Source organism: Pantoea sp. paga, assembly GCF_007558755.1.
Lineage (GTDB): Bacteria > Pseudomonadota > Gammaproteobacteria > Enterobacterales > Enterobacteriaceae > Pantoea > Pantoea agglomerans.
This window is the reverse complement of sequence record NZ_VLTF01000001.1, coordinates 582,095-607,748: the sequence shown is the minus strand read 5'-3', so window position 1 is coordinate 607,748 and position 25,654 is coordinate 582,095. Positions and strand designations below refer to the sequence as shown.

The 25,654-nt window shown below is 55.6% G+C and carries 23 protein-coding genes and 1 pseudogene; 14 read left to right on the top strand and 10 right to left on the bottom strand.

Annotated elements, in window-relative coordinates:
• Positions 1-11 precede the first annotated feature (11 nt).
• Positions 12-605 (bottom strand): transcriptional regulator BetI, encoded by a 594-nt coding sequence (betI, locus tag FOV68_RS02885; RefSeq protein ID WP_010258750.1) that lies wholly within the window; start codon positions 603-605, stop codon positions 12-14.
• Between the two features lie 255 nt (positions 606-860).
• Here betI and FOV68_RS02880 point away from each other — a divergent pair, with 255 nt between their 5' ends.
• From FOV68_RS02880 to FOV68_RS02865, 4 genes are all read left to right on the top strand, one after another.
• Positions 861-2,891, top strand: coding sequence for a choline transporter (locus FOV68_RS02880; RefSeq protein ID WP_031591398.1), 2,031 nt, complete (start codon positions 861-863; stop codon positions 2,889-2,891).
• 141 nt (positions 2,892-3,032) lie between these two features.
• On the top strand, positions 3,033-4,382 hold the full coding sequence (locus FOV68_RS02875; protein WP_033757897.1) for an MFS transporter: 1,350 nt from the start codon (positions 3,033-3,035) through the stop codon (positions 4,380-4,382).
• Between the two features lie 149 nt (positions 4,383-4,531).
• Positions 4,532-4,744, top strand: a complete 213-nt coding sequence (locus FOV68_RS02870) for a DUF1272 domain-containing protein (protein ID WP_010258758.1) — start codon at positions 4,532-4,534, stop codon at positions 4,742-4,744.
• Positions 4,745-5,073: 329 nt separating this feature from the next.
• A complete protein-coding gene (locus FOV68_RS02865; protein ID WP_143990281.1) occupies positions 5,074-5,721 on the top strand; it encodes a metallophosphoesterase in 648 nt (215 codons plus the stop codon).
• A 1-nt stretch (position 5,722) separates the two neighbouring features.
• Here FOV68_RS02865 and rsmF read toward each other — a convergent pair whose 3' ends face one another.
• The 3 genes from rsmF to yebS form a co-directional block, all read right to left on the bottom strand.
• Positions 5,723-7,150, bottom strand: coding sequence for a 16S rRNA (cytosine(1407)-C(5))-methyltransferase RsmF (gene rsmF / locus FOV68_RS02860; RefSeq protein ID WP_222104186.1), 1,428 nt, complete (start codon positions 7,148-7,150; stop codon positions 5,723-5,725).
• A gap of 83 nt (positions 7,151-7,233) precedes the next feature.
• Positions 7,234-9,867 (bottom strand): PqiB family protein, encoded by a 2,634-nt coding sequence (locus FOV68_RS02855; protein ID WP_143990279.1) that lies wholly within the window; start codon positions 9,865-9,867, stop codon positions 7,234-7,236.
• Positions 9,836-11,080 (bottom strand): membrane integrity lipid transport subunit YebS, encoded by a 1,245-nt coding sequence (yebS, locus tag FOV68_RS02850; protein ID WP_031591392.1) that lies wholly within the window; start codon positions 11,078-11,080, stop codon positions 9,836-9,838. Before yebS ends, FOV68_RS02855 begins: the two co-directional genes overlap by 32 nt.
• 213 nt (positions 11,081-11,293) lie before the next feature.
• On the opposite strand from yebS, the gene FOV68_RS02845 reads away from it, so the two are divergent.
• The 4 genes from FOV68_RS02845 (at position 11,294) to htpX (ending at position 15,777) form a co-directional block, all read left to right on the top strand.
• The gene (locus FOV68_RS02845; protein WP_010258773.1) at positions 11,294-11,794 is read left to right on the top strand and encodes a GAF domain-containing protein; all 501 of its coding nucleotides are present in this window, start codon (positions 11,294-11,296) and stop codon (positions 11,792-11,794) included.
• Between the two features lie 96 nt (positions 11,795-11,890).
• Complete coding sequence (gene proQ / locus FOV68_RS02840) at positions 11,891-12,592, top strand: RNA chaperone ProQ (RefSeq protein WP_010258776.1); 702 nt, start codon at positions 11,891-11,893, stop codon at positions 12,590-12,592.
• A gap of 19 nt (positions 12,593-12,611) precedes the next feature.
• On the top strand, positions 12,612-14,651 hold the full coding sequence (prc, locus tag FOV68_RS02835; RefSeq protein ID WP_031591391.1) for a carboxy terminal-processing peptidase: 2,040 nt from the start codon (positions 12,612-12,614) through the stop codon (positions 14,649-14,651).
• 244 nt (positions 14,652-14,895) lie between these two features.
• Positions 14,896-15,777 (top strand): protease HtpX, encoded by an 882-nt coding sequence (gene htpX / locus FOV68_RS02830; protein WP_003852678.1) that lies wholly within the window; start codon positions 14,896-14,898, stop codon positions 15,775-15,777.
• A gap of 262 nt (positions 15,778-16,039) precedes the next feature.
• On the opposite strand, the gene FOV68_RS02825 is transcribed toward htpX, so the two are convergent.
• Positions 16,040-17,410: an MFS transporter gene (locus tag FOV68_RS02825; RefSeq protein ID WP_022625538.1), complete on the bottom strand. Its 1,371-nt coding sequence runs from the start codon at positions 17,408-17,410 to the stop codon at positions 16,040-16,042.
• Positions 17,411-17,596: 186 nt separating this feature from the next.
• On the opposite strand from FOV68_RS02825, the gene kdgR reads away from it, so the two are divergent.
• On the top strand, positions 17,597-18,388 hold the full coding sequence (gene kdgR, locus FOV68_RS02820; RefSeq protein WP_010670769.1) for a DNA-binding transcriptional regulator KdgR: 792 nt from the start codon (positions 17,597-17,599) through the stop codon (positions 18,386-18,388).
• Positions 18,389-18,418: 30 nt separating this feature from the next.
• Here kdgR and FOV68_RS02815 read toward each other — a convergent pair whose 3' ends face one another.
• Positions 18,419-18,655, bottom strand: a complete 237-nt coding sequence (locus FOV68_RS02815) for a YobH family protein (RefSeq protein ID WP_010258788.1) — start codon at positions 18,653-18,655, stop codon at positions 18,419-18,421.
• Positions 18,656-18,867: 212 nt separating this feature from the next.
• Here FOV68_RS02815 and FOV68_RS02810 point away from each other — a divergent pair, with 212 nt between their 5' ends.
• From FOV68_RS02810 to rlmA, 5 genes and pseudogenes are all read left to right on the top strand, one after another.
• Entirely contained in the window at positions 18,868-19,140 is a 273-nt protein-coding gene (locus tag FOV68_RS02810; RefSeq protein ID WP_010258793.1) for a YebO family protein, read from the top strand.
• 18 nt (positions 19,141-19,158) lie between these two features.
• Positions 19,159-20,169, top strand: coding sequence for an MBL fold metallo-hydrolase (locus FOV68_RS02805; RefSeq protein ID WP_143990278.1), 1,011 nt, complete (start codon positions 19,159-19,161; stop codon positions 20,167-20,169).
• A gap of 518 nt (positions 20,170-20,687) precedes the next feature.
• A pseudogene (locus FOV68_RS24530) lies at positions 20,688-20,732 on the top strand (DUF2627 domain-containing protein); the annotation flags it as partial.
• An 81-nt stretch (positions 20,733-20,813) separates the two neighbouring features.
• Positions 20,814-21,023, top strand: coding sequence for a transcription antiterminator/RNA stability regulator CspE (gene cspE / locus FOV68_RS02795; RefSeq protein ID WP_003852684.1), 210 nt, complete (start codon positions 20,814-20,816; stop codon positions 21,021-21,023).
• 137 nt (positions 21,024-21,160) lie between these two features.
• The gene (gene rlmA / locus FOV68_RS02790; RefSeq protein ID WP_143990277.1) at positions 21,161-21,970 is read left to right on the top strand and encodes a 23S rRNA (guanine(745)-N(1))-methyltransferase; all 810 of its coding nucleotides are present in this window, start codon (positions 21,161-21,163) and stop codon (positions 21,968-21,970) included.
• Here rlmA and FOV68_RS02785 read toward each other — a convergent pair.
• The 4 genes from FOV68_RS02785 to manX form a co-directional block, all read right to left on the bottom strand.
• On the bottom strand, positions 21,967-22,425 hold the full coding sequence (locus FOV68_RS02785; protein ID WP_143990276.1) for a DUF986 family protein: 459 nt from the start codon (positions 22,423-22,425) through the stop codon (positions 21,967-21,969). The two genes, rlmA and FOV68_RS02785, sit on opposite strands and share 4 nt — an antisense overlap.
• Positions 22,426-22,516: 91 nt before the next feature.
• Positions 22,517-23,362, bottom strand: coding sequence for a PTS mannose transporter subunit IID (locus FOV68_RS02780; protein WP_031591381.1), 846 nt, complete (start codon positions 23,360-23,362; stop codon positions 22,517-22,519).
• A gap of 15 nt (positions 23,363-23,377) precedes the next feature.
• Entirely contained in the window at positions 23,378-24,178 is an 801-nt protein-coding gene (locus FOV68_RS02775) for a PTS mannose/fructose/sorbose transporter subunit IIC (RefSeq protein ID WP_010670765.1), read from the bottom strand.
• A gap of 63 nt (positions 24,179-24,241) precedes the next feature.
• Positions 24,242-25,204, bottom strand: a complete 963-nt coding sequence (gene manX, locus FOV68_RS02770; protein WP_143990275.1) for a PTS mannose transporter subunit IIAB — start codon at positions 25,202-25,204, stop codon at positions 24,242-24,244.
• Positions 25,205-25,654: the final 450 nt, after the last annotated feature.

The following is a 25,654-nucleotide window of genomic DNA, read 5'->3' as shown; positions in this document are numbered from 1 at the left end:
TTCTCCTTCCGTTATTCGTGCTCGCCAGCCAGTTGCTGACGGATGAATTGGGTGGTCAGTGTGAGGGCGATGACCGGGTTAAATGGCTTACCGCTCAGCGCGGCGCGCAGCCACAGACCATCTATCAGGGCAGCCAGACCGTGTGCGGCCAGCCTTGCCTTCTCCAGCGGCAGTTCACGCCGGAATTCGACCACCAGCGTTGAGTAGAGCCGCCGGCTGCTGACCCGCTCCAGGCGATTAAGCTGGGGCTGATGCATGCTGCTCGACCAGAAGTCGAGCCAGGCTTTCATCACTGCCGTGTGCACTTGGGTATCATCAAAATTACCCTCAACGATGGCACACAACCGCTGTTCTGCAGAGGCACCGGCCAGCGGTTCTAACCGCGACAATACCGCCTCCCGCAGTTGACGCGTTACATCACGCATCGTGGCTTCCAGTAAGCCGTTCTTATCCTTGAAGTAGTGACTGATGATGCCGGTGGATACCCCCGCCCGACGGGCGATCTGGGCGATAGTGGCATCATTAATCCCCACTTCATTAATCGTGCTCAGGGTCGCATCAATCAGTTGCCGACGACGTATCGGCTGCATCCCTACCTTTGGCATAGCTCCAGCTCCACCCTCAAATCGAGCCCCTATTTAAACTTTTTTTGATTGCACGTTCAATATAAAAAGAAACTTTGTTAGGATGCTGTTCTTTAAATGTAGCGAAAGCGAAACGGCAATGAGTGCTAAAATAGGCTGGTTTGCCTGAGTGATTAACAGGAAGTGACAGAACGAAACAGGGCCGCAAGGCCGGAAAGCCGTGGACGGCAAGACTTATCCATTGCGTATTTTCAGGACATTAACCAGAGGTAACCGATGAATAATCCACCTGCCGGTGAAAAAGACAGACTCAATCCCGTTGTATTTTATACCTCTGCCGGATTGATTCTGACGTTTTCACTTGTGACGATTCTCTACAGTGAACTGGCCGCGAGCTGGATCCTCAAGGCGGTAAACTGGGTTTCCGCCACCTTCGGCTGGTACTACATGCTGGCTGCCACGCTCTATATTGTTTTTGTGCTCTATATGGCCTGCTCACGCTTTGGTTCGATCAAGCTCGGGCCGGAGCACTCCAAACCCGAGTTCAGCGTGCTCAGCTGGTCCGCCATGCTGTTCGCCGCAGGGATCGGCATTGACCTGATGTTCTTCTCGGTCGCCGAGCCGGTGACGCAGTATATGCAGCCGCCGGAGGGGGCAGGGCAGACGATGGAAGCGGCCCGCCAGGCGATGGTCTGGACGCTGTTCCACTACGGACTGACCGGCTGGTCAATGTATGCGTTGATGGGCATTGCGCTGGGCTACTTCAGCTATCGCTATAACCTGCCGCTGACCATCCGTTCCGCGCTCTATCCCATCTTTGGTAAACGCATCTATGGCCCGATTGGCCACACCGTAGATATTGCGGCCGTGGTGGGCACCATCTTTGGTATCGCCACCACACTCGGCATCGGGGTCGTGCAGCTGAACTATGGCCTCAAAGTGCTGTTTGATATCCCGGAAGGCCTGACCGCGCAGGCCGCGCTGATTGTCCTCTCCGTGGTGATCGCCACCATTTCTGTCACGTCGGGCGTCGATAAAGGGATCCGTATTCTCTCTGAGCTGAACGTGGTGATGGCGCTGGGACTGATTCTGTTTGTGCTGTTCTTCGGCAACACCGAGTTCCTGCTGAATGCGCTGGTGCTGAACGTCGGGGATTATATCAACCGCTTTATGGGCATGACGCTCAATACCTTTGCATTTGATCGCCCGACACAGTGGATGAACAGCTGGACGCTCTTCTTCTGGGCGTGGTGGGTGGCCTGGTCGCCATTCGTCGGCCTGTTCCTGGCGCGTATCTCACGTGGTCGTACCATCCGTGAGTTCGTGCTGGGCACGCTGATTATTCCGTTTACCTTTACGCTGTTGTGGCTGTCAGTGTTCGGTAATGCCGCGCTGTATCAGATCATCCACGGCAATACGGAGTTTGCGCAGGAAGTAATGAATCATGCGGAGCGCGGCTTCTATAGCCTGCTGGCGCAGTATCCGGCGTTTAAACTCAGCGCCTCGGTCGCGACGATCACCGGTATGCTGTTCTACGTCACCTCGGCGGATTCCGGCTCGCTGGTGCTGGGTAACTTCACCTCGCGACTGAAAGACATCAACAGTGATGCACCGAACTGGCTGCGTATCTTCTGGTCTGTGGCGATTGGGGTACTGACCATGAGCATGCTGATGACCAACGGTATCACTGCCTTGCAGAACACTACGGTGATCATGGGGCTGCCGTTCAGCTTTGTTATCTTCTTTGTGATGGCGGGGCTGTTTAAATCGCTGAAGATTGAAGATCACCGTCGGGCCAGCGCCACGCGCGACACCGCGCCCTATCTGGCTCATGCGACCGATCGCCTGACCTGGAAGAAGCGTCTTTCGCGCCTGATGAACTACCCTGGCTCGCGTTATACCCAGCAGATGATGGAAAAAACCATCTATCCGGCGATGCAGGAAGTGGCGAAAGAGCTGGAGCTGCGGGATGGCCGGGTCACGCTGGAGAGCGTTGAGCCGGATGAAAGCAACCCGATTGGCTATCTGGATCTGCGCGTCCATCTGGGCGAGGAGCAGGACTTTATCTATCAGGTCTGGCCGCAGCAATATTCGATTCCGGGCTTCACCTATCGCGCCCGCAGCGGTAAGTCGACCTACTACCGGCTGGAAACCTTCCTGATGGAGGGCAGCCAGGGTAACGACTTAATGGATTACAGCAAAGAGCAGGTGATCATCGACATACTGGATCAGTATGAGCGACACCTGAACTTCATCCATCTCAACCGTGAAGCGCCGGGCAGCAACATCAGCTTCCCAAGCGCTTAACTCAGGGCCCGTCAGTGAGCAATTGCTGGCGGGCTTTTTTTTCGCTACCGTCGTCATCAACAATACCGCTTCACCTGCCGAAATCGACTATCTTTAGGGCTTTGCTGGCCTGATGCCTGAAAAGCGTAGACAGGGAGTCATATGGGAAAAATATTCAGTACGTTTCTGCCGCTCTATACCACTACGCTTCTGATGCTGCTGGGTTCCGGTTTACTGACTACCTACGTCTCGTTACGACTGGCCAGTGAGCAGGTTAATGGTGCGCTGATCGGCGCGATTATTGCGGCCAACTACATCGGGCTGGTGATTGGCGGCAAGGTGGGGCACAACCTGATTGCCCGCGTCGGCCATATCCGTGCCTACGTGGCCTGTGCCGGAATTATTACCGCCTCGGTGGTGGGTCACGGGCTGACGGACTTTATTCCGCTGTGGGTCTTTCTGCGTCTGATTATCGGGCTCTGCATGATGTGCCAGTACATGGTGCTGGAGAGCTGGCTCAACGATCAGGCGGAATCTTCCCAGCGCGGCATGATTTTCGGCCTCTATATGGTCGCCACCTACCTTGGACTCAGTGGCGGACAGGTGATCCTGAGCCTGCAATCGGGGTTTGGGGTGAGCACGCTGCTGATTGTGGCGCTCTGTTTCGCGCTCTGTCTGGTGCCGATTGCACTGACCACCCGCACTCATGTCCGGCCCATGACGCCGGCGCCGATGGAGCTGGGCTATTTTATCCGCACTATTCCCAAACTGCTCGGCACCACCCTGGTGACCGGCATGGCGATTGGCGCGTTCTATGGCCTGGCACCGGTTTATGGCAGCAGCAAAGGCTTCACCACCAGCCAGACCGGTTATTTTATGAGTCTCACGATTTTTGCCGGACTGGTGTCGCAGTTTCCGCTGAGCTGGCTCTCTGACCGCTATGACCGCCAGCGGCTGTTATTCATCATTGCCATGCTCTTTGCCGTGGCCTGCGTGCCGCTGGTGGTACTGCCGCATCTCACCTTCCACTGGATGATTGGCATCGCCTTTGCCGCCAGCATGATGCAGTTTGCGCTCTATCCGTTGCAGGTGGCGCTGGCCAACGATCAGGTCGCCGCCGATCGTCGTGTCTCGTTAACTGCCTGTCTGCTGATGGCGTTTGGTATTGGCGCCAGTATCGGCCCGCTGGTGGTCGGTGCGCTGATGCAGCCGCTGGGCAGCAATATGCTCTATCTCTTCTTTATGCTCTGTGCGCTGGTGATTGGCGGACTGAGTTATGTGCGTGCGCCGGGTCCGCTTCCGACGACCGAAGTGCCGTTGCCGCATGTGGTGATGCCTGACAGTCTGGCGACCTCGCCACTGGGTGCCGCGCTGATCCCGACGCTGGAAGAGGAGGTGATTCATGCGTCGATGGGCGGTCAGGAGCCGGAAGAGGAGAGTGCTGAGTTCGATGGCACAGCTGACGAAGAGGATTTGCCCGATGACCTTCCTGAGGATCAGCGGCATAAATAACAGCGGCACAGCAGGATGCCGTTCGCCGCTGACTGTACCGTTAAAGCAGGATGTCCGGATCTGACACACTCTTGTCCGGTTGCTGACTCGACATTCGTGTCAGCAACCGCGAAGCTGGCGCATACCGTTTTTTTTTAAGGAGTCACACCATGCTGGAACTGCGCCCCAATTGTGAACGCTGCGACGTTGATCTGCCGCCATCTTCTCTGGCGGCACGCATCTGCTCGTTTGAATGCACTTTCTGCGCTGACTGTGCTGAGCATCTCACTCATCTTTGCCCCAACTGCGGCGGTGAGCTGGTGCGCCGTCCGGTGCGTCCGGCAGAGAAACTGCAGAAATATCCGGCTAAAATGCGTAGCTGATCCCAAATGACTACAGATATGATGGGGGCAGAATAGCCTGGCGCGCCTGATCGCTTTATGATGTATTTCGTCCCTGACAGAGCTACCACCTTAACTGAGTGCCGGAGATAAGCGCCGGGAGGGACGCTCCTTTCACCTCTCTTTAATCGCTTTGTCCGGCCTCCTTGCTTCCTTGCTTCCTTGCTTCCTTGCTTCCTTGCTTCCTTGCTTCCTTGCTCCCTTGTTGCCAGCCTCCTTTGCATTCTGCTTTCCAGCTCGTCATGCCAGTACAGGGTCAGCCCTGACTATACTCTGAAGATGTTTTCAGCAGACAAAGGCCGGGTGCAGCGATGTTTTACCAATCCCTGAATGGCGCAGCGTGGCGACGGATCTGGGTGGTCGGCGATCTGCATGGCTGCCGCCGCGAACTGGATGCGCTGTTGCAGCAGCATCAGTTTGACCCGCAGCAAGACTTACTGATTTCGGTGGGTGACATCATCGATCGCGGTCCCGACAGCCTGGGCTGTCTGACACTGCTGGAGGAGCCCTGGTTTCACTGCGTGCGGGGGAATCATGAGGAGATGGCGCTTTCAGCATTACAGGGGCAGGAAATGGCGCTCTGGCAGATGAACGGTGGAGACTGGTTCTTTCGGCTGCGTGGTGCAGCGTTGATTGCGGCGCGTCACGCGTTGCAGCGTTGCCGTGAGCTGCCGCTGATTCTCCATCTGCAACTCGATGAGCGAACTGTTGTGATTGCTCATGCTGATTATCCGGCCCGGGAATATGCGTTGAATAAGCCACTCGACTGGCAGCAGGTGGTCTGGAGCCGTCAGCGGCTGGAGGCGATGGAGTCAGGCGAACGGACGGGCATCCGTGGCGCTGACGCCTTTTACTTCGGACACACGCCGCTGAAACAGTCGCTGACGATTGCCAATCTGCACTACATCGATACCGGCGCAGTGTTTGGCAATCATCTGACGATGCTGCAAATAAAGTGACTCAGCGGAACAGGCGTCCGTCGCGCACCAGCTCCCGCGGATAGCTGTTCTTGATACGGCTGCCGACTTTTTTAGCCAGCCCCAGCGGCTGCTGCTGATAAGTGACAATCATCTCATTACGGGTGGGTTCCGTTTCCGGGTAGATATCCCGCCCGCGATACCACTCTTCCGCCTCTGCTGCGGTGAGCTCAAAAGTCTGCGCCGCATCGGGTTTTGCCAGCGCAATCACCGCTTCATGCTGCCAGCGATAACCTTTAGCAAAGGTTTCTGCCAGCTTCAGGCCGATGCGCGAGAAACGTACTTTGCCCAGCAGCGGGGTGACGGCCTTCGGGAAAAGCCAGATCTCTTTGTCACGCTGCCACAGCTCCAGCGACGCATCCCATTTAAGAGAGACAGCGGCGGCGGCCTGGGCTATCTCACTTTCCAGCTTGCGGCTGAGGTGGGAGAAGGGCAGTTTACCCACTTTGTAGCCCGGCAGCGGTAAGGGCTCGACCGACGCGGTTTTACGCAGCCGGGCAACGAAAAAGCCTTCGCTGTCGAACATCTGCGGGAAGACATGCAGATAGCCCTCGGGCGTCGCGGCCTGTCCGGCACCCTCAAACAGCCCATCGAGCGCTACAACCTCAACAGCGTCCGGATAGCGCTCCAGCAGCCAGGCGATAACCTGCTGATTCTCAATCTGATTCAGGGTGCAGGTGGAGTAAACCAGCGTGCCGCCGGGTTTGAGTGCGTGGAAGGCACTGTCGAGCAGATCGCGCTGGGTCGCGGCGATCTCATGCGTACTTGCCAGCGACCAGTTTTTCAGCGCATCAGCATCTTTACGAATCACCCCTTCGCCGGAGCAGGGGGCGTCGAGCAGGATGGCGTCGAACTGTTCCGGCAGGGCTGGCCCGAAGACCCGTGCGTCAAAGTGCGTTAAGGCACTGTTGCTGACGCCGCAGCGGCTGATATTGGCGTGCAATACTTTTACCCGGCTGGAGGAGAATTCGTTAGCCAGGATAACCCCCTGATTGCCCATCCGCGCAGCAATCTGGGTCGTTTTAGAACCCGGTGCCGCCGCCATATCTATCACGGCGCTGACCTCTGACTGAGCATCAAATAGCGCGGTCACCGGCAGCATGGAGCTGGCCTCCTGAATGTAGAACAGGCCGCTGAGATGCTCAGCTACGCTGCCCAGTGGCAGGCTCTCATCTTCCCGACTGATCCAGAATCCCTCTTCGCACCACGGCACCGGCGTCAGCTGCCAGCCGTAACCCGCGGTCTGACCCAGAAAGTCAGCCACGCTGATCTTCAGGGTATTGACGCGAATACTGCGGCGCAGGGGTTGCTGACTGTACGCAATAAATTGCGCGAGGCTCGCCTCATCGGGCAGGCTCTGGCGCATTAATGAGAGAAAATCGGCGGGGAAAAGCGAAGAAGCATCTGACACGGGCACATTCCAGTTAAGACAAAGGCGGCAGTGTACCATGAGGAAAGGAAACGGGCAGCCAGGCTGCCCGTTTGAGATAGCCTTTAGCGCGGAGACGGGATCGCCGTTCCCCAGTTACGCCAATCTTTCGGCGCTTCATCCTGCAGCAGGAAGTGTTTATCCGGATTCGCCTGTGGCGCCAGCGGCACCGTCGGCGGCGTCGCAAACTGAATGCCACCGCGAATAAACTGCTGGAATGTCCCGGTTTTCACTACGCCACCCACCAGACCGAAGTCCAGGTTATAGCCGGATGCCAGCCAGAACACCGAGTTATTACGCACCAGATGCTGGTACTTCTTACTGATGCGCAGGGCAATCTGCACACGATCCGCCATATTACCCAGTGAGGTGCCGGTCACGGTACCCACTTCCACACCACGGAACAGCACCGGCGTACCCAGCGACAGTGAACCGGCCTCAGTGGCATCAACATAAATGTTCAGGCCATTAAGGTAGCGGGAATCGGTAATGGTGCTCTCCTGCAGCTCAAACGTGCGCGCGGCGCCACCTTTACCTGAATCCACGTTGACGTAAGGCTGCAACAGGGTTTCCAGATGATTCACGCCGGTAGCGGAAATCTCCGGTGAAACCACCGAGAAACGGCTGCCGAGACGGGCGAAATCGTTCACATACTCCGGATAGAGTACCGCTTTCGCTACCACCTGATTGTTATCTTTGCTTAACGACAGTGACTCCACCTGGCCGACATTAATACCCAGGTAACGAATCGGCATTCCGGCAGAGAGCTTGCTGGCGTCATAGGTGTGCAGTGTAATCTGGCTACCCACCGCGCGGGCGGCGGTTTCAGACGGATAGAGGACGCGTTTGGCCCCTTTGGCCGACTGCGCACCACTCATATTGTCGAAACTGATCGCGCCTTTCAGCGCGCGGTTAAGCGGCGAAGCCTGCACCGTCAGGCCGCTGCCGTTAAGGCTGACGCGTGCGCCACCCTCAGCCCAGAAAACGCTTTCGCTGGTCAGCAGCTTGCGATACTCCGGCTGAATATGTACCGCAATATCAAAGGCGTCAGCGCGCGGCGTGACTTTGACGATCTCACCCACCTGATATTTGCGGTAAAGCACGACAGAGCCGGCCTGCACATCAGGCAGACTGGTGGCGGTCAGCATCAGCGTGGTAGAAGGGCCATCGCCGGTGATGCCTTCTTCCGCTTTTTCAGCATCGGCAAACAGCGGATAGGCACTTTTTGGCTCACCCTTTTTGCCCGGATCCAGCCGGATACCGCCATCCACCCATTCACGGGCGCTGGCACCTAATACCTGCATGCCATCAAGGCCGAACTTCACATCCAGCCGACTGTTGACGATAAACTTGCTGTCGCCGTGCACCAGATTGCGATTTTCAGGATTGACTGCCACCACGAAATTCACGCCATTTTCATCCAGCGTACGCGACATCACCTGACCAATCTGCATGCCGTGCAGCATCAGCGGCTGGCCCTGATCGATACCATAGCTCTCTGGCGCGCTGAGTTTTACCGTCAGTACATTGGGCTTCTGCAGCAGAGTCTCATTGGACGCCAGCACGGTGTAGTGCTGCTGCGGCTCGCCTTCGCCCGGCACCAGTTCCAGCGTGTTGCCGGTCAGCAGCGCGCTGAGGCTGGTATCCGTCAGGCTGATTTTCGGACTGTGCATCTCAATGCGGGTGCCGCTGCGCATCAGACCGACAACAGAGGGATCGATGGTCAGCTCGCCGGTGACCTTGCCGCCATCCTGCAGGTTCAGTTTGGTCAGCGTGCCGACCTCCAGTCCCTGATACATCAGCGGGGTGCTGCCCGCCTTGAGATTGTTGCCGTTGGGCAGATCCAGCGTGATCTGCACGCCGCGCTGACTATGCGCCAGATCGGGGTAGAGCCGGTAATTCTGCTCAGCTTTGGCCGTTTCCGCACCCTGTGGTGAGTCAAACGCGATCGCACCATTGACCAGCGCCGCCAGACTCTCCAGCTGCACTTTAGCCCCGCTCAGACTGACGTCAGCATTCATGCCTGACACGTTCCAGAAACGGCTGTTGGTTTTCACCAGATTGATAAAGCGACGGTCAATCAGCACATCAATCGACACGCCATCGGATTTGCTGTTAATGCTGTAGTCATAGACCCGACCAACCGGAATTTTGCGGTAATAGACCAGCGAGCCGGTGTTGAGCGAGCCGAGATCGGGCGCATGCAGATGGATCATCAATTCGCCGGTATTTACCCGATATTTGGGCTGCGTATCCAGCGCGGTAAACGACTCGCTGGGTTTACCTTTACCCGGCATCATCCCGATGTAGTTACCGCCGACCAGCGCATCCAGCCCAGACACACCCGCCAGCGAGGCTTTAGGCGTCACCAGCCAGAACTGCGTATCTTCACGCAGCGCATCGCGCATGTCGCTCTTGATGCTGGCTTTAATCTGAATACTGCGATAATCATCACTGAGATTAATGCCCTGCACGGTGCCCACTTCCACGCCCTGATAGCGGATCGGGGTGCGACCCGGCACGATACCATCCGCCGTCTGGAAATTGATGGTGATGGTGGTGCCGCGCTCCTGATAATTGGTCCAGAGCAGCCAGCAGGCGATCAGCATCGCAATAATCGGCAGCAGCCAGAAGGGCGAAATTTTGCGCTTATTGCGCAGCGTTGCGTTAGTCGGTGTAGTCGGCGTTTCCTGTTGCATGTGCATCCCAGAGCAGGCGGCTGTCCAGCCACTCAACAGACATAATGGTCAGGATGACGGCCGCGCCAAAAAACAGCGCCGCCGGTCCCATGGTAAAAGCCAGCAGCTGATCACGGTTGACCAGCGACATGGTTAACGAAATGACAAACAGATCGAGCATTGACCAGCGGCCAACCCAGGTGACAAACCGCAGCAAGCGGATGCGGGTTCTCAGCCCCTGTTCACAGCGAAAATGAATGCTGAGCAGCAGAGTCAGCATCACCAGCACCTTGATAAACGGCACCAGAATACTGGCGATAAAAACAATCGCCGCCACCGGAATATTGCCTTCGCCCAGCCCCAGGATGCCGGAGAAGATGGTGTCCTCACGCCGTGAGCCATTAAGGTAGACCACGGAGATCGGCATCAGATTCGCGGGGATTAACAGCACAATCGATGCGATGAGCGCGGCCCAGGATTTCTGCAGGCTGTGGCGGCGTCGGAAGTCGAGCGGCGTGTGGCAGCGCGGGCAGCGGCCCCGTTCATCGGGTATGCTGGTGTTGTGACAGTTCAGACAGACCTGCATATCGTCACGGGCCATATTGCCAGGCGTCTGCGGGTAGAAATGTTCCCACAGCTGCTCCATATTCAGATGGATCAGTGTCAGCACGCTCAGCACCGTCAGGGAGATGTAAGCCGCCAGCCCGTAGCCAATCTCCAGCGAAGCATAGTCCTGCACTTTAATCGACGCCACGGCGATGCCGATCAGATAGATATCGAGCATCACCCACTCTTTCAGCTTCTCCAGCATCAGCAGCACGGGACGCAGGTTCATGCCCAGCCGGTGGCCGATACCGAGATAACAGATACCCGCCACCAGCGTCACCGGCGCGCCGATGGTGCAGAACGCCACCATTGAGGCCGTCAGTACATCACCCTGCTGGGTCATCTGGATGATGCCTTCCAGTACGCTGGCATTGATGCGCATGCCAAGCAGCCGGATATCTACCAGCGGCAGGGAGAAAGCAAAGGGCATTAACACAATCATGGTGGCGGCCATCGCCATAAGACGGGTCATCGGCCAGTCGCGACCACTGAGAATTTCGGCGTTACAGCGTGGGCAATGTGCCGACTGATGAGATTTCACATCCGGTAAGGAAAAAAGGGTATCGCATTGCGGGCAACGCTGATAACGTGCGTGAGGCAATGTCTGGCTGATAGCGTGAATTTTCATAGGGTGATGCAATCTTCGCTCTTCAGAAGTAACAGATATCGGTCATAAAGACATTGTCTGTGTGCCTGTCTCGGGCATCACGCTTCGATCCACAGAATGCTAAGGGTATAGCAACTAACGCTATGATTCACCTTGTGGCTCTGGATATTTAAAACTTATTTTTAACGAACGGTCTCTAATGCCCGTTCAGATGTCATTGGTAACGGTTGAATAATGAACAAAACTGCCTTTTACGCCGATTTGAATCGCGATATGCGCGCCTTACTGGCGGGAGAAACGGCGTTCCTCGCCGCGATGGGAAACTTTAGCGCGCTGCTGTACGAACGTCTCGATGGCGTGAACTGGGCAGGTTTCTACCTGCTGACGGAAGCGGATACGCTGGTGCTGGGCCCGTTCCAGGGCAAAATCGCCTGTGTGCGCATTCCGGTTGGTAAAGGTGTGTGTGGCACGGCGCTGGCAGAAGAAAAAGTGCAACGCGTAGATGATGTGCATGCCTTCCCGGGTCACATCGCCTGTGACGCTGCCAGCAATGCTGAGATTGTGATTCCTCTGAAAGTGAACGGCACTGTGGTTGGGGTGCTGGACATCGACAGCGTGGCGTACAATCGCTTTGACAGCGACGACGAATCGGGGCTGGTCACACTGACTGATGGGCTTTGTGAAGTGCTTGCGAACAGCGACTTAGAAAAATATCTGCAGCTGACGCGCAGCTAATCGACTGGATCACATGGCATTTAGCGATGTTGTCATTATAATGTCGCCTGTTCATGCCTGCGCTGGTCGGCAAACCCGTTGTAATCAGGAAATTTCATGGAAAATCAACCTAAGTTGAATAGCAGTAAAGAAGTCATCACTTTTCTGGCGGAGCGCTTTCCGCACTGCTTTAGCGCTGAAGGTGAAGCGCGTCCGCTCAAAATCGGTATCTTTCAGGATCTGGTCGAGCGTGTTCAGGGCGAAATGGGTCTGAGCAAAACACAGCTGCGTTCCGCGCTGCGTCTCTATACGTCAAGCTGGCGTTATCTGTACGGCATCAAAGCCGGTGCTATCCGTGTCGATCTCGACGGTAACGCCTGTGGCGTGCTGGATGAGCAACACGTTGAGCATGCACGCAAGCAACTGGAAGAAGCGAAAGCACGCGTCCAGGCGCAGCGTGACCAGCAGCGCGCCGCGCGTCGTGAAGCAGGCGAAAGCGAAGAGGGCGCGGCACCGCGTCGTCCACGCAAGCCAGCGGCACGTAAGCCTGCAGAAGGCGAAGCCGCGCGTAAACCGCGTCCGCAGACCACTGCACCGCGTGCGACCGCCTCACAGCATCGCAAGCCAGCCCCACGTCCGGAGCAGGAAGCCCGACCCATCACTGATACCTCAACTTTGCAACCCGGCCAGAGTATTAAAGTTAAAGCAGGCAAAAGTGCGATGGACGCTACCGTTCTTGAAGTATCAAAAGACGGCGTTCGGGTCCAGCTCGCTTCCGGCATGGCAATGATTGTGCGCGCAGAACACTTGCAGTTCTGAAACGGAGGCTAACCCCGGCATGAACACCCTTTTTAAAGTTGGACTTATTGCGGGCCTGCTATTAGCAGGCCCAACCTTCGGCGCGGAGAACATTACACGCGCCGATCAGATTCCCCAGCTTCACGAAGATCCGCAGGATCCGACGGTCAGTGAGCGCGTAACCTCGCGCTTTACCCGTTCCCACTATCGCCAGTTCGACCTGGATCAGAACTTTTCAGCGAAAATTTTTGATCGCTATCTGAACATGCTCGACTACAGCCACAATGTGCTGCTGGCGTCAGATGTGGCGCAGTTTGCCAGCAAAAAAACCACCGTCGGCGATGAGCTGCGCAGTGGCAAGCTGGATCTCTTTTACGATATTTATAATCTGGCGCAGAAACGCCGTTTTGAGCGCTATCAATATGCGCTGACGGTGCTGGCTCGTCCGATGAATTTCAGCGGCAATGACACTATCGACATTGACCGCGCGAAAGCACCCTGGCCGAAAGATCAGTCTGAACTGAATGCGCTGTGGGATGCCAAGGTCAAATACGATCAGCTGAGTCTGAAGCTGGCGGGCAAAGATGATAACGAGATCCGCGACGTTCTGACCAAGCGTTACAACTTTGCTATCCGTCGTCTGGCCCAGAGCAACGGTGAAGATGTTTTCCAGCTGGTGATGAACGCTTTTGCCCGCGAAATCGATCCGCACACCAGCTATCTGTCGCCGCGTAACACCGAGCAGTTCAACACCGAGATGAGCCTTTCCCTGGAAGGCATCGGTGCGGTTCTGCAGATGGATGACGACTATACGGTGATTAACTCGATGGTCGCAGGCGGCCCGGCCGCGAAAAGCAAAGCCATTACCGTTGGCGATCGCATCGTCGGCGTTGGTCAGCCAGGCAAGCCGATGGAAGATGTGATCGGCTGGCGTCTGGATGATGTCGTGGCAAAAATTAAAGGACCAAAGGGCAGCAAAGTGCGCCTGGAAGTTCTGCCAGCCGGTAAGGGCACCAAAACCCGTACCGTGACGCTGACGCGTGAGAAAATCCGTCTGGAAGATCGCGCGGTTAAATTGACCATCAAAAATGTCGGCAAGCAGAAAGTGGGCGTGCTCGATATTCCTGGTTTCTATGTCGGCCTCACCGACGACGTGAAAGTACAGCTGCAGAAACTGCAGAAACAGAACGTCGACAGTGTGGTGATCGATCTGCGTACCAACGGTGGCGGCGCGCTGACCGAAGCTGTCTCGCTTTCCGGTCTGTTTATTCCGAGTGGTCCGGTGGTTCAGGTACGCGACAACAATGGTCGGATTCGTGAAGACAGCGATAATGACGGCGTTGTCTACTACAAAGGACCGCTGGTGGTGCTGGTCGATCGCTTCAGCGCCTCAGCCTCTGAGATCTTTGCTGCCGCGATGCAGGATTACGGTCGCGCGGTGATTGTTGGCGAGCCAACCTTTGGTAAAGGCACCGTTCAGCAGTATCGCTCACTGAACCGCATCTACGATCAGATGCTGCGTCCGGAGTGGCCTGCGTTAGGCTCCGTTTCTTACACTATTCAGAAGTTCTATCGCATTAACGGCGGCAGTACACAGCGTAAAGGCGTCACGCCGGATCTGCTGATGCCAACCGGCGTTGAAGCGGCTGAAACCGGTGAGAAATTTGAAGATAACGCACTGCCGTGGGACAGCATCAAAGCGGCGACCTATGTCAAAACCGGTGATGTGAAACCGCTGGTGGTGCAGCTGACTAAGCAGCATGCTGACCGCATCGCTCAGGATCGCGAGTTCCAGTACATCATGAAGGACATTGCCCGTTACAATGCCCTGAAAGATAAGCGCAACATCGTGTCGCTTAATCTCGCTCAGCGCGAGAAAGAGAACCACGAAGATGATGCGTCTCGACTGGAGCGGATCAACGCGCGCTATCAGGCCGAAGGCAAAAAACCGCTGAAAAACCTGGATGAGTTACCGAAAGATTATAAAGAGCCGGATCCCTATCTTGATGAGACGGTGAAGATCGCTAACGATCTTGCGCAACTGGAGAAATCCCAGCCAGAGGCGCCAGCGGCTAAATAATCCGCTATTGCCAGAAAAAGCACCGCTCAGCGGTGCTTTTTTTTGTACTCAGAAAAGTTTCCAGTAAGCAATGATTAGCGCTGGTGAAGGAGCCTGAAGGCTGGGCTCCTCATCAGGCGTGTCAGAATGTAAAGTTATGTCTTTTTAGGCACTTAAACGTTAAGGTTGCTTGAAAAGCAGCCCAATGCCCATAGGATATGGATCCGCGTATAGGCGCGTGAACTACTGAGGAAGATTAACAAAAATGATGCGTATTGCTCTTTTCCTGATGACCAACCTGGCTGTGATGTTGGTATTCGGGCTGATTCTCAGCCTGACAGGGATCCAGTCAAGCAGTGTTCAGGGCCTGATGATCATGGCAGGCCTGTTTGGCTTCGGCGGTGCGTTTGTTTCACTGCTGATGTCGAAGTGGATGGCACTGCGATCGGTTGGCGGTGAAGTGATTGAACAGCCACGCAACGAAACCGAGCGCTGGCTGGTGGATACAATTGGCCGTCAGGCACAACAGGCGGGTATTGCGATGCCACAGGTGGCGATCTATCACGCACCTGACATCAACGCCTTTGCGACTGGCGCACGGCGTAACGCCTCACTGGTTGCTGTCTCAACCGGTCTGCTGCAGAACATGAGCCGTGATGAAGCGGAAGCGGTACTGGCACACGAAGTGTCACATATCGCCAACGGCGACATGATCACCATGACGCTGATCCAGGGTGTGGTGAACACCTTTGTGATTTTCGTTTCACGTATTCTGGCGCAGATCGCGGCGGGCTTTATGTCCGGCAACCGTGATGGTGAGGAGAGCAGCAACGGCAACCCGCTGGTCTACTTTGCGGTGTCGATGGTGCTGGAACTGGTGTTTGGTATTCTCGCCAGCATCATCACCATGTGGTTCTCGCGTCACCGTGAGTTTCATGCCGATGCCGGTTCAGCGAAGCTGGTGGGTCGTGAGAAGATGATTGCGGCGTTACAGCGCCTGAAAACCAGCTACGAACCGCAGGAGCCGAGCAGCATGATGGCGTTCTGTATCAACGGTAAAGGCAAATCATTCAGCGAGCTGTTTATGTCGCATCCGCCGTTAGATAAGCGTATTGAAGCACTGCGCAGCGGCCAGTATCTGAAGTAGCGTTCAGCAGAGTAAAAAAGGCGACCCTGGGTCGCCTTTTCTGTTTAGAAACCATAATCAGACTGAATCTGACAGCAATATCTTAGCTCAACATGCAGGGAACCCGGGCAGAGGAGGAAAGCGTCCCGCGCCATGGATGGTGCGGGCCGACCGTCATGGATGACAGAAGTCTTTCCGATCTGAACGGGTTCCCTGTGAAGGCTCGGCCTTACAGCGAATCGGGTCATACTCTGTCAGGTGGTCGCCTTTTCTGTTTCTGCCATCAGGCGCGGGTCTGCGTCATCCTCGACACACTGACCAGTGCGGCCACGGCGGCAAAGCTGCCCGCCAGCAGCAGCGAAGCGTGCGTCCCGCGTTCATCAAACAGATTAAACATCAGCGCGACCAGCGCGGCACCCATACTCTGGCCCAGCAGGCGCGCGGTGCCCAGCATACCGCTGGCACCGCCGCTGCGATGACGCGGAGCGGAAGTGACGATAGTGTGGTTGTTGGGTGACTGAAACAGCCCAAAACCGGCACCGCACAGCATCATGCGCCAGATAATATCGCCATCACCCGGGTTGGCCGGAAGCCAGGCGAGCAGAAACAGCCCCAGGGCGAACATGGCCAGCCCGATGCCGCCCAGCAGCCCGGCATGCACCCGTTCAATCAGCCGACCGGCAATCGGCGCAAACACCATGGTTGCCAGCGGCCAGGGCGTCAGCAGTAAACCGGTTGCCACCTCATCACGCTGCAGGACGTTTTGCAGAAAGAAGGGCAGCGACACCATCGCCAGCATCTGCGCGCAGAACGAACAGACCGACGTTCCCATCGACAGGCTGAATATCGGGATACGCAACAGATCAACCGGCAGCAGCGGCACCGCCATGTTTAACTGACGACGAATAAAGAACCAGCCCACAACCAGCAGAGCAATGACCTCCGACAGCACCAGCAGATGACTCTGTCCCTGTGCGAATCCGCTCAGCGCAGAGATGATCAGACCAAAGAACAGGGCGTTCATGATCGCGCTGGGAACATCAAATTTCTGCGCTGTCGCTTTCTGCGGATTATCAGGCAGCGTGCGCAGCGCCAGCCAGAGCGCAATGGCACCCAGCGGGACGTTAATCAGAAACAGCCACTTCCAGCTTGCCACCGAAAGAATCGCTGCTGCGACCGTCGGGCCTGCCGCGGTTGAAACCGCCACGACCAGCGAATTGATCGCCATGCCGCGTCCCAGATGACGCTGCGGATAGATAATGCGTATCAGCGCGGTATTCACACTCATCAGCGCTGCACCCCCTAACCCCTGCAGCACGCGGGCGAAAGTCAGCATGGTCAGGGTGGTGGAGAAGGCGCAGAACAGCGAAGTGGCAATAAACAGCGCCAGGCCCGCCTGATAGACGCGGCGATAACCCAGCATGTCGCCCAGAAAGGAGAGCGACAGCAGCGAGACGATAATCGCAATCTGATAGGCGTTCACTATCCAGATCGACTGCGCCGGGCTGGCATTCAGTTCACGCGAGATAGTGGGCAGGGCGACATTGGCTATCGCGCCATCCAGCACCGCCATGGTCAGACCCAGCGCGATGGTGACGATTGCCATATAGCGCTGACGCGCGGGTAATCCATCCTGAGGAGGGGAGAGTGTCATAAATTAATTACTAAAGAGGGTGAATATCATCATGCTAATGAAATTAACGCTGAAATACAGCGATCGGACGGATAAAAACTGTCTTTAAATATGACGTCATGGTTAAAGCATTGCTGCCTTCGTGTGCCTCACTCTATACTGACAGTCCGTTCCATTTTTTTTGAAACAGGTTTAACAAGGTGCGCGATGTCCTCTGCTGAAAATGATAAACAGCCCGATTCCGTCTCTTCGGTACTTAAAGTGTTCGGCATTCTGCAGGCGCTGGGTGAAGAGCGCGATCACGGTATTACTGAGCTCGCGCAGCGCGTGATGATGTCAAAAAGTACCGTTTACCGTTTCCTGCAGACCATGAAGTCGCTGGGTTATGTCACGCAGGAAGGTGAGAGCGAGAAGTACTCACTGACACTGAAGCTGTTTGAACTGGGCGCTAAAGCGCTGCAGAATGTCGATTTAATCCGCAGTGCGGATGTGCAGATGCGTGAGCTTTCGCGTCTGACTAAAGAGACCATTCACCTGGGGGCGCTGGAAGAGGACAGTATTGTCTACATCCACAAAATCGACTCCCTCTACAACCTGCGTATGTATTCGCGCATTGGCCGCCGTAATCCGCTGCATACCACCGCGATTGGAAAAGTTCTGCTCGCCTGGCGCGATCGCAGCGAAGTTGAGGAGATCCTGCGGGATGTCGAATTCAAACGGAGCACGGCCAATACGCTGTTAAGCGCGGAGGCGTTGATTACGGCGCTGGATCAGGTGAGAACGCAGGGCTATGGTGAAGATAACGAAGAGCAGGAAGAGGGCTTACGCTGCCTTGCCGTGCCGGTATTTGACCGTTTTGGCGTGGTGATTGCGGGACTGAGTATCTCTTTTCCCACTATTCGCTTTTCAGAAGATGCCCGCCAGGATTACGTGGCTATGCTGCATCGGGCGGCGCGCACGCTCTCCTCAGAGATGGGCTATCACGACTACCCGTTCTGAAAACAGCGGGCCATGCGGCCCGCTGTTTTGTTAATTATCGATCACTTCTCCGCTTTTCTTCAGCAACGGACAATCAGTCACACCCACCACGCCACTGTCAGTATGCAGATACTGCGCACTGATCACACCGCGAGCGGTCAGATAGCTGCACTGCAGGCCAAGGCCGGCTGCATTTTTAGTACTGCCGGTTAATACGCCATAGCCGGTAAACAGCATCGCCAGCCAGATCACTGCCAGCAAGCCTACCGTACGAATAAACAGTTTCATTATGTCTCCTTGTGAAAGATAACTCAGCGCTCCACCTGGTGCCGCCGGTTATGATGATATCAGCATGCCTCGCTTTTCTGGTGGGATCGATCAGAGATAACTGAAACGGCAAATTCTGCATTGATGTTAACCCCATTATCTTTTGCGATGGCTACAGGTAGAATAGGCGGTTGCCATGTTCTGGCGTTTCCACTGAGTTTTACGAGGCAGTTATGAATGAGTTAGCCGCAAATTCGGGCCCACTGGTCAGCTATGGCCTGCTGGTCATTATTTTGATTGTGGCGTTTATCGCCTGGTTCTTTGTTAACCGCGCCAGCGTGCGCGCCGGTGAGCAAATCCGCTTACTGGAATCTTTGCTGGAAGAGCAGAAGAAACAGAATCAGCTGCTGCGCCGTCTGATTGAGATGCAGCCAGGGGCAGAGAGTAAAAAAACCGATGACGATCGCGAGAAACGCGACTTTATCCGGTTGATTCCGGAACGATAATCACAGCAGAGAGACGGGATGGTCTGGAAAAATCCGTGGTATGACAGCAGCAAAGCGCATCACACGCCAGAAGGATTCTGCAATCCTGAACCGGAACGGCGCAAGCCGGGCGATCTGCAGCGCTGGCGCAGGGAGCGCAAAGCACAGGGGCTGCCGCTGCCACCGCAGCAGGGCTACGGGGCTTTCACCGAACAGTGGTGGCAGCCCGCCGATATCAGCGGCAGTGACGATCGCATCTGGTGGCTGGGACATGCAGCCGTGCTACTGCGACTGAACCAGCAATATATTCTGATCGATCCCGCACTTTCGTCACGCGCCTCGCCACTCTCTTTTGCCGGGCCGCAGCGAAAAACGCCAGCACCGCTTGGCATCGCTGATCTGCCGCGTCTGGATGTCGTGCTGATTTCACATAACCATTACGATCATCTTGATCGGCCGACGGTTAAAGCGATCGTCCGGCGTTTTCCGCAGGCGACCTTTATCGTGCCGCTGGGCCTGGCTAAATGGTGCAGGGCGCAGGGCGTGAAACAGGTCCATCAGCTCGACTGGTGGCAACCGTTTACTGTCAGCGACCTCTGTTTTGATGCGGTGCCGGCACGTCACTGGAGTATGCGAACGCCGCGCGATCGAAACCGTTCGCTCTGGTGTGGCTGGGTCGTGCGTTCTGCCTCCGTGCGTTTCTGGTTCTCGGGCGACAGCGGCTATAGCGATAGCCTGCCGGAGATTGCGGCCCGACTTGGCCCGTTCAGCCTGGCGGCTTTGCCGATTGGCGCTTATGCACCTGAATGGTTCATGGCGGGACAGCATATGAATCCCGATCAGGCGGTGGCGCTGTGGCAGGCAGCAGGCAGGCCGCTGACGCTGCCCATCCACTGGGGCGTGTTCGAACTGGCCGATGAGTCGCTGGATGCGCCACCCAAAGAACTGGCGGATGCGCTGCTGCGGGCAAACGAGCAAAAGGGTGGTTTCGCACCGTGGCGAATAGGCGAAAGCCGCGGGCTGAATAAGGATAACCAGGAATTATCCTAAAACATCAAAGATAAACAAAAGCCCGATTTTTATTATCTGATATCAATTTTTCAAATCAAAAGTTAAATTCTTAATAAGTAAAATCGGGCTCAATGCTTTTATTTGGAGCAGGACGACTGTCTGGCTCCTGCTTTTGGTGCAAGAAAAGTGTTATCTGTACGAAATAAAAGGCGCTGTACAGGATTGAAGCCGGATTATTGATATTTTCAACTTTTCGCGCTTCGCTTATTCATTCTGTTATTGCCATATTTGTGAAATATTAATTTCTTATGGTATCCATTGGGTTAGACCCGGCAACAGAGGCCGGAGAGGGGGATAGCCAGAGAGCGTGCTTAATTTGCATCGGCATTTGTAAACGCCACAGAACAGGCAATGTGAGCCTTCTGGCAATTATGTGCGCAGGCTGGCTGAGGCCCTTAAAAATGGCTTGCCATTATTTTTAGGATATGTGATAACAAATCCTGAGTTAAACGAGGTACAGTTCTGTTTATGCATGGCATCTTCTGTAAAGAAGGACGAGTAAAGACGTTGACGTTGAATACCGCTTCCTTGCCGAACCTTAATTAGTGCCTCATGCAGTAATGTCTCTGGTTTTTCTGTACGACAGCCTTCGGGCTAAATAAACATCTAAAGGAATTTGCAAAATGGCAAAGATTAAAGGTCAGGTTAAGTGGTTCAACGAGTCTAAAGGTTTTGGTTTTATCACCCCTGCTGACGGTAGCAAAGATGTGTTCGTACACTTCTCAGCTATTCAGGGCAATGGTTTCAAAACCCTGGCTGAAGGCCAGAGCGTTGAGTTCGAAATTCAGGACGGCCAGAAAGGCCCGGCAGCCGTTAACGTTACGGCTATCTGATTCAACTCCGCCTCGGTGCATTGCACCCTGACATGAAATCTCAAAGCCCTGGCTTCTCAGCCGGGGCTTTCTTTATGCTTCCGATGCGTAAACGTTAAGGTTACACTGCGCCGCGTTATCTGATGCCGGAGCACCCTATGTCCCTGATTTGCCCTCTTTGTCACTCTCCTCTCGCCTTTACTGCGCGCAGCTGGTGCTGCGAGAATCGCCATCAGTTTGACCAGGCGAAAGAAGGGTATGTCAATCTGCTGCCCGTTCAGCATAAACGGTCACGTGAGCCGGGTGACAGTGCAGAGATGATGCAGGCACGACGCGAATTTCTTGAGGCAGGCTACTACCAGCCGCTGCGTGATCGGGTCGTCAGCCTGCTTGCGCCCGCGCTGAGCCAGCCAGAGTGTAAAATCCTGGATATCGGCTGTGGAGAAGGTTACTACACCGCCGCACTGGCTGACGCAGCAGGCGAGGCCGGGCAGGTCTATGGACTGGATGTCGCCAGAATGGCGATCCGGCTGGCAGCAAAGCGCTATCCGGCCGTACGCTTCTGCGTCGCCTCCAGCCAGCGCTTACCCTTTGCCGATCACGTCCTGGATGCGGTTGTCCGAATTTACGCACCCTGCAATGAAGCGGAACTGGCCCGCGTGCTGAAGCCGGGTGGCCTGGTACTGACCGTGACACCGGGCCCGCATCATCTGCAGCAGTTCAAGGCGCTGATTTACCGCGAAGTGCAGTTGCATGTGCCGGAGCAGAAAGCGTATCCCGGATTCCGGCAGGTGGCGCAGCATGCGCTGCGTTACCCGATGGCATTAACCGGCGCAGCCGCGACGACCCTGCTTCAGATGACGCCGTTCGCCTGGCGGGCGCGTGAAGAGGTCTGGCAGACCCTGCAGCAGAGCGAGCAGTTCAGCTGCGACGCAGACTTTACCCTGACTGTGTGGCAGCGCGACTAGCGCGCCTCGACCAGGGTGTTATAGATGCGCTCCAGATCGTCGAGTTGCTGCACCGCGATCAGCAGCCGACGCTGTTCCAGCTGAATCACCAGAATGCCATCCTCAGAGAGATTCATACCCTGAATTCGCCGGTAATCGATCCAGACACCGGCGTAAAACAACCCCTCACTTTTCATCAGCAGCGTTGGCTTTCGCAGCCAGAATAGCCAGAACGCCAGAAAACTCAGCACCATCAGCAGTGAGGTGGTGAGCTGCGGGCCGTGATGGCTGACGTTATTCCACAGCAGGATCAGCAGCAGGCCGATGAAAATCAGGCTATCCAGCTTGTGCTGCCTGCGCAGCGCAACCCGTAAGCGGGTCGGGCCGTGGCGACGCGGCAGAATCGCCTCATGATAAATGGCAAACCCCATCAGGGCGGCAATACAACACGCAATCAGCGCGTTGGTTAATGACATCACATCTACCTCAAACAGGGTGAGCTCAGCCGGTTGTGGCTCAGCTCACCACGCTTAAAAGCCGGGAGCACAGGCTCCCGGCCGGGTGAAATTACAGACCGAGCAGGCCGATCCAGTAACCAAAGATACCGATAGCAAAGAAGCCAACGATAATCCACAGCGCGTTCACTTTACGGCGTAACAGCCACATACAGCCAAAGGTCAGCAGCAGCGGCACCACGCCCGGCATAAGCTGATCGAGGATCGACTGTACGGTGGTGACGGTAGTTTTGCCGGTCGAGTCGGTAATACGTGACACCACCAGCGGGATGTTAACGTGTGTCCACTTGTTGACCAGCGCCCCCATGACAAACAGGCCGAGAATCGACGCGCCCTCCGTGAGTTTCTGCAGAAAACCGCCGCCCATATCACTGACGATATCGATCCCTTTGCGATAGCCATAGGCCACGCCGTAGTAGCGGGTCAGCAGGCGTGCCAGGTTAAACAGCACAAAGAAGAGCAGCGGACCCAGCAGACTGCCACTCATGGCGATACCGGCTCCCAGCGCGGCAAACACCGGGCGCACCGTACCCCAGAAGATCGGGTCGCCGACACCGGCCAGCGGTCCCATCAGGCCGACTTTAAGGCCGTTAATCGCGCCATCGTCGATCGGTGCGCCGTTAGCACGCTGCTCTTCCATCGCCATAGTCACGCCCAGAACCGGCGCGGCCACATAAGGATGGGTATTAAAGAACTCCAGATGACGCTTGATCGCCTGCTTACGCTCATCATTGTTCTCAGGATAGAGACGGCGGATCACCGGCACCATTGAGAAGCAGAAGCCCAGCGCCTGCATGCGTTCAAAGTTCCATGAACCCTGGAACAGGTTAGAGCGCAGAAAGACGGCGCGAACATCACCGGGTGTCAGTTTCTTTTCGACTTTCGTAATATCAACCATGTGCTCACCTGTTCCTTAATCGAGTTCGTTATCAAGATCGTTTGCGGTCGCAGCACCTGTTGGTGCTCCCGCCACACGGTTGTATTTCGGGCTGAGCTGAATGTAGAGCACCGCCATGACCACGCCAATGACGCCCAGCGCCACCAGGTTAAAGTTGGTGAAGGCTGCGGTGACGAAGCCCAGGTAAAAGAACGGCATCAGGTAGCCTGCGCGCATCATGTTGATGACCATCGCATAACCGACCACCACAATCATGCCACCGGCGATATTCAGGCCGTTGGTAACCACGTCCGGAATAGAGCTGAGCAAGGCGTGGACCGCACTGGTACCGACCGAAATCGCCACAATCAGCGCCGGGATGGCGATACGCATCGCCTGTAACAGCAGGGCAGAGACGTGGATCCAGGAGATGGCCGTGAGGTTACCTTTCTCTGCGGCTTTGTCAGCCGCATGCTGGAAGGCGACGGTCAGCGTACGCACGATAATGGTCAGTACCTGTCCGGCGGCGGCCAGCGGAATCGCCAGCGCAATACCGGCACCCACACTTTGGCCGCCAGCGATAACCAGGATGGTCGAGATAATGGAGGCGAGGGCGGCATCAGGAGCAACGGCGGCACCGATGTTCATCCAGCCCAGCGCAATCATCTCCAGCGTACCGCCGATAATAATGCCGGTTTTCATGTCACCCAGCACCATACCAATCAGGGTACAGGCCACCAGCGGGCGGTGAAACTGGAATTCATCCAGAATCGACCCCATACCGGCAATACAGGCGACAATAAAAATCAAAATAATTTGTAGCGAGGTTATTTCCATCATACTTCTTGTCCTCAGCAGGATAACCAGGAGCCCGGAAACACAGGCGCATAAGTGCTTCTGTTACGCGTTAACTTTCGCGATCAGATCCATCATTTTCAGTTTCTGGTCACTGGAAACTTTACGCACTTCCAGTTCAATATTGCGTTCATGGAGTTTGCGGAATGCGGCAATATCTTTTTCATCGACCGAGACCGCATTATTGACCTGGGTTTTCCCCTGGCGGAACGCCATACCGCCGATGTTGACGGTTTTAATATCAACACCCTGTTCCACCACGCGCAGTACATCGGTGGGGTTGGTAAACAGCAGCATCACGCGATCCTGACCATACTTCGGGTTGTTCCACACCCGCACCATCTTATCGACATCCACCACATGAGCCGTGACGCCGGGCGGAGCGACCTGTGTCAGCAGGGTTTTGCGCACATGATCATTGGCCACTTCATCGCTGACGACGATAATGCGCTGAACGTTGGTCTCTTTTGTCCAGCGCGTCGCCACCTGCCCATGAATCAGACGGTCATCAATGCGTGTCAGCCCGATTTTCATGTGGTCACCGGGCGCCATCGGCTTAGCCGGTTGCACCACAGCGGCCGGTTTTGCCGCGGCTGGCGCCGGCGCTTCTTCTTTGTCTTTCAGGGCTTTGACCCCTTCACGGCCGGTCTCCACCGCCACGGCGACCAGCTCGTCAAAACCGGGATTGTCATCGCGCGCCATCAGCGTTTCGACCAGCATCGGGATATTGACCCCGGCGATGACCTCATACTGCGGTTTGTCGACCACGATGCGACTGGCCGCATTAAACGGACTGCCACCCCAGGTATCAACTAAAAACAGGACTCCCTGCGTCGTATCAAGTTCTGCCAGTCGTGCCTGATATTTTTCAATCAGCGTTTCTGCATTTTCACCGGGGACAAAATCTATCCAGCCGACATTGTCCTGCTCGCCCAACAGCATTTCTGCTGTTTTCAGCAGTTGTTCCGCTGCCCAGCCGTGTGTACCAATTACTATCGCAATGGTCACGTGCTACCTCCGTTCGCTAGAGATGCTCATCTGAGTCAATGAACTGTATTGAATTGCTTTGATGATCTGTTTAACCGGATGATTCGAATTATCGGTATAGCCTCGAAAAAACATGGGTTAACTACGTCAAGGCGGTAAAGTCGCGATTTATTTTAGTGATCGAAAAAATAAATTATGTGATGTCTGTCAGCTATTCATCCTGTGAAGCGGCCAGTAACTCTTTTTATGCGCCTGATCATCCGTCAGGCAGATTGTAAAAATAAGAAAATTTTTTGACGCAATTCGCCGACCTGATACATTAACGTTCTGTTTATTACTCAGGAGTAACGGGCTTCAGCCCACCTTTATGGATCGTCACCGACGTCGCTTAATCTGTTCTTTGCGCCTGCTGGCGCGTCACCCTTCGCCTCACGGCGTTTCCACCGCTTTCCCGACTACCTGCATGTCACG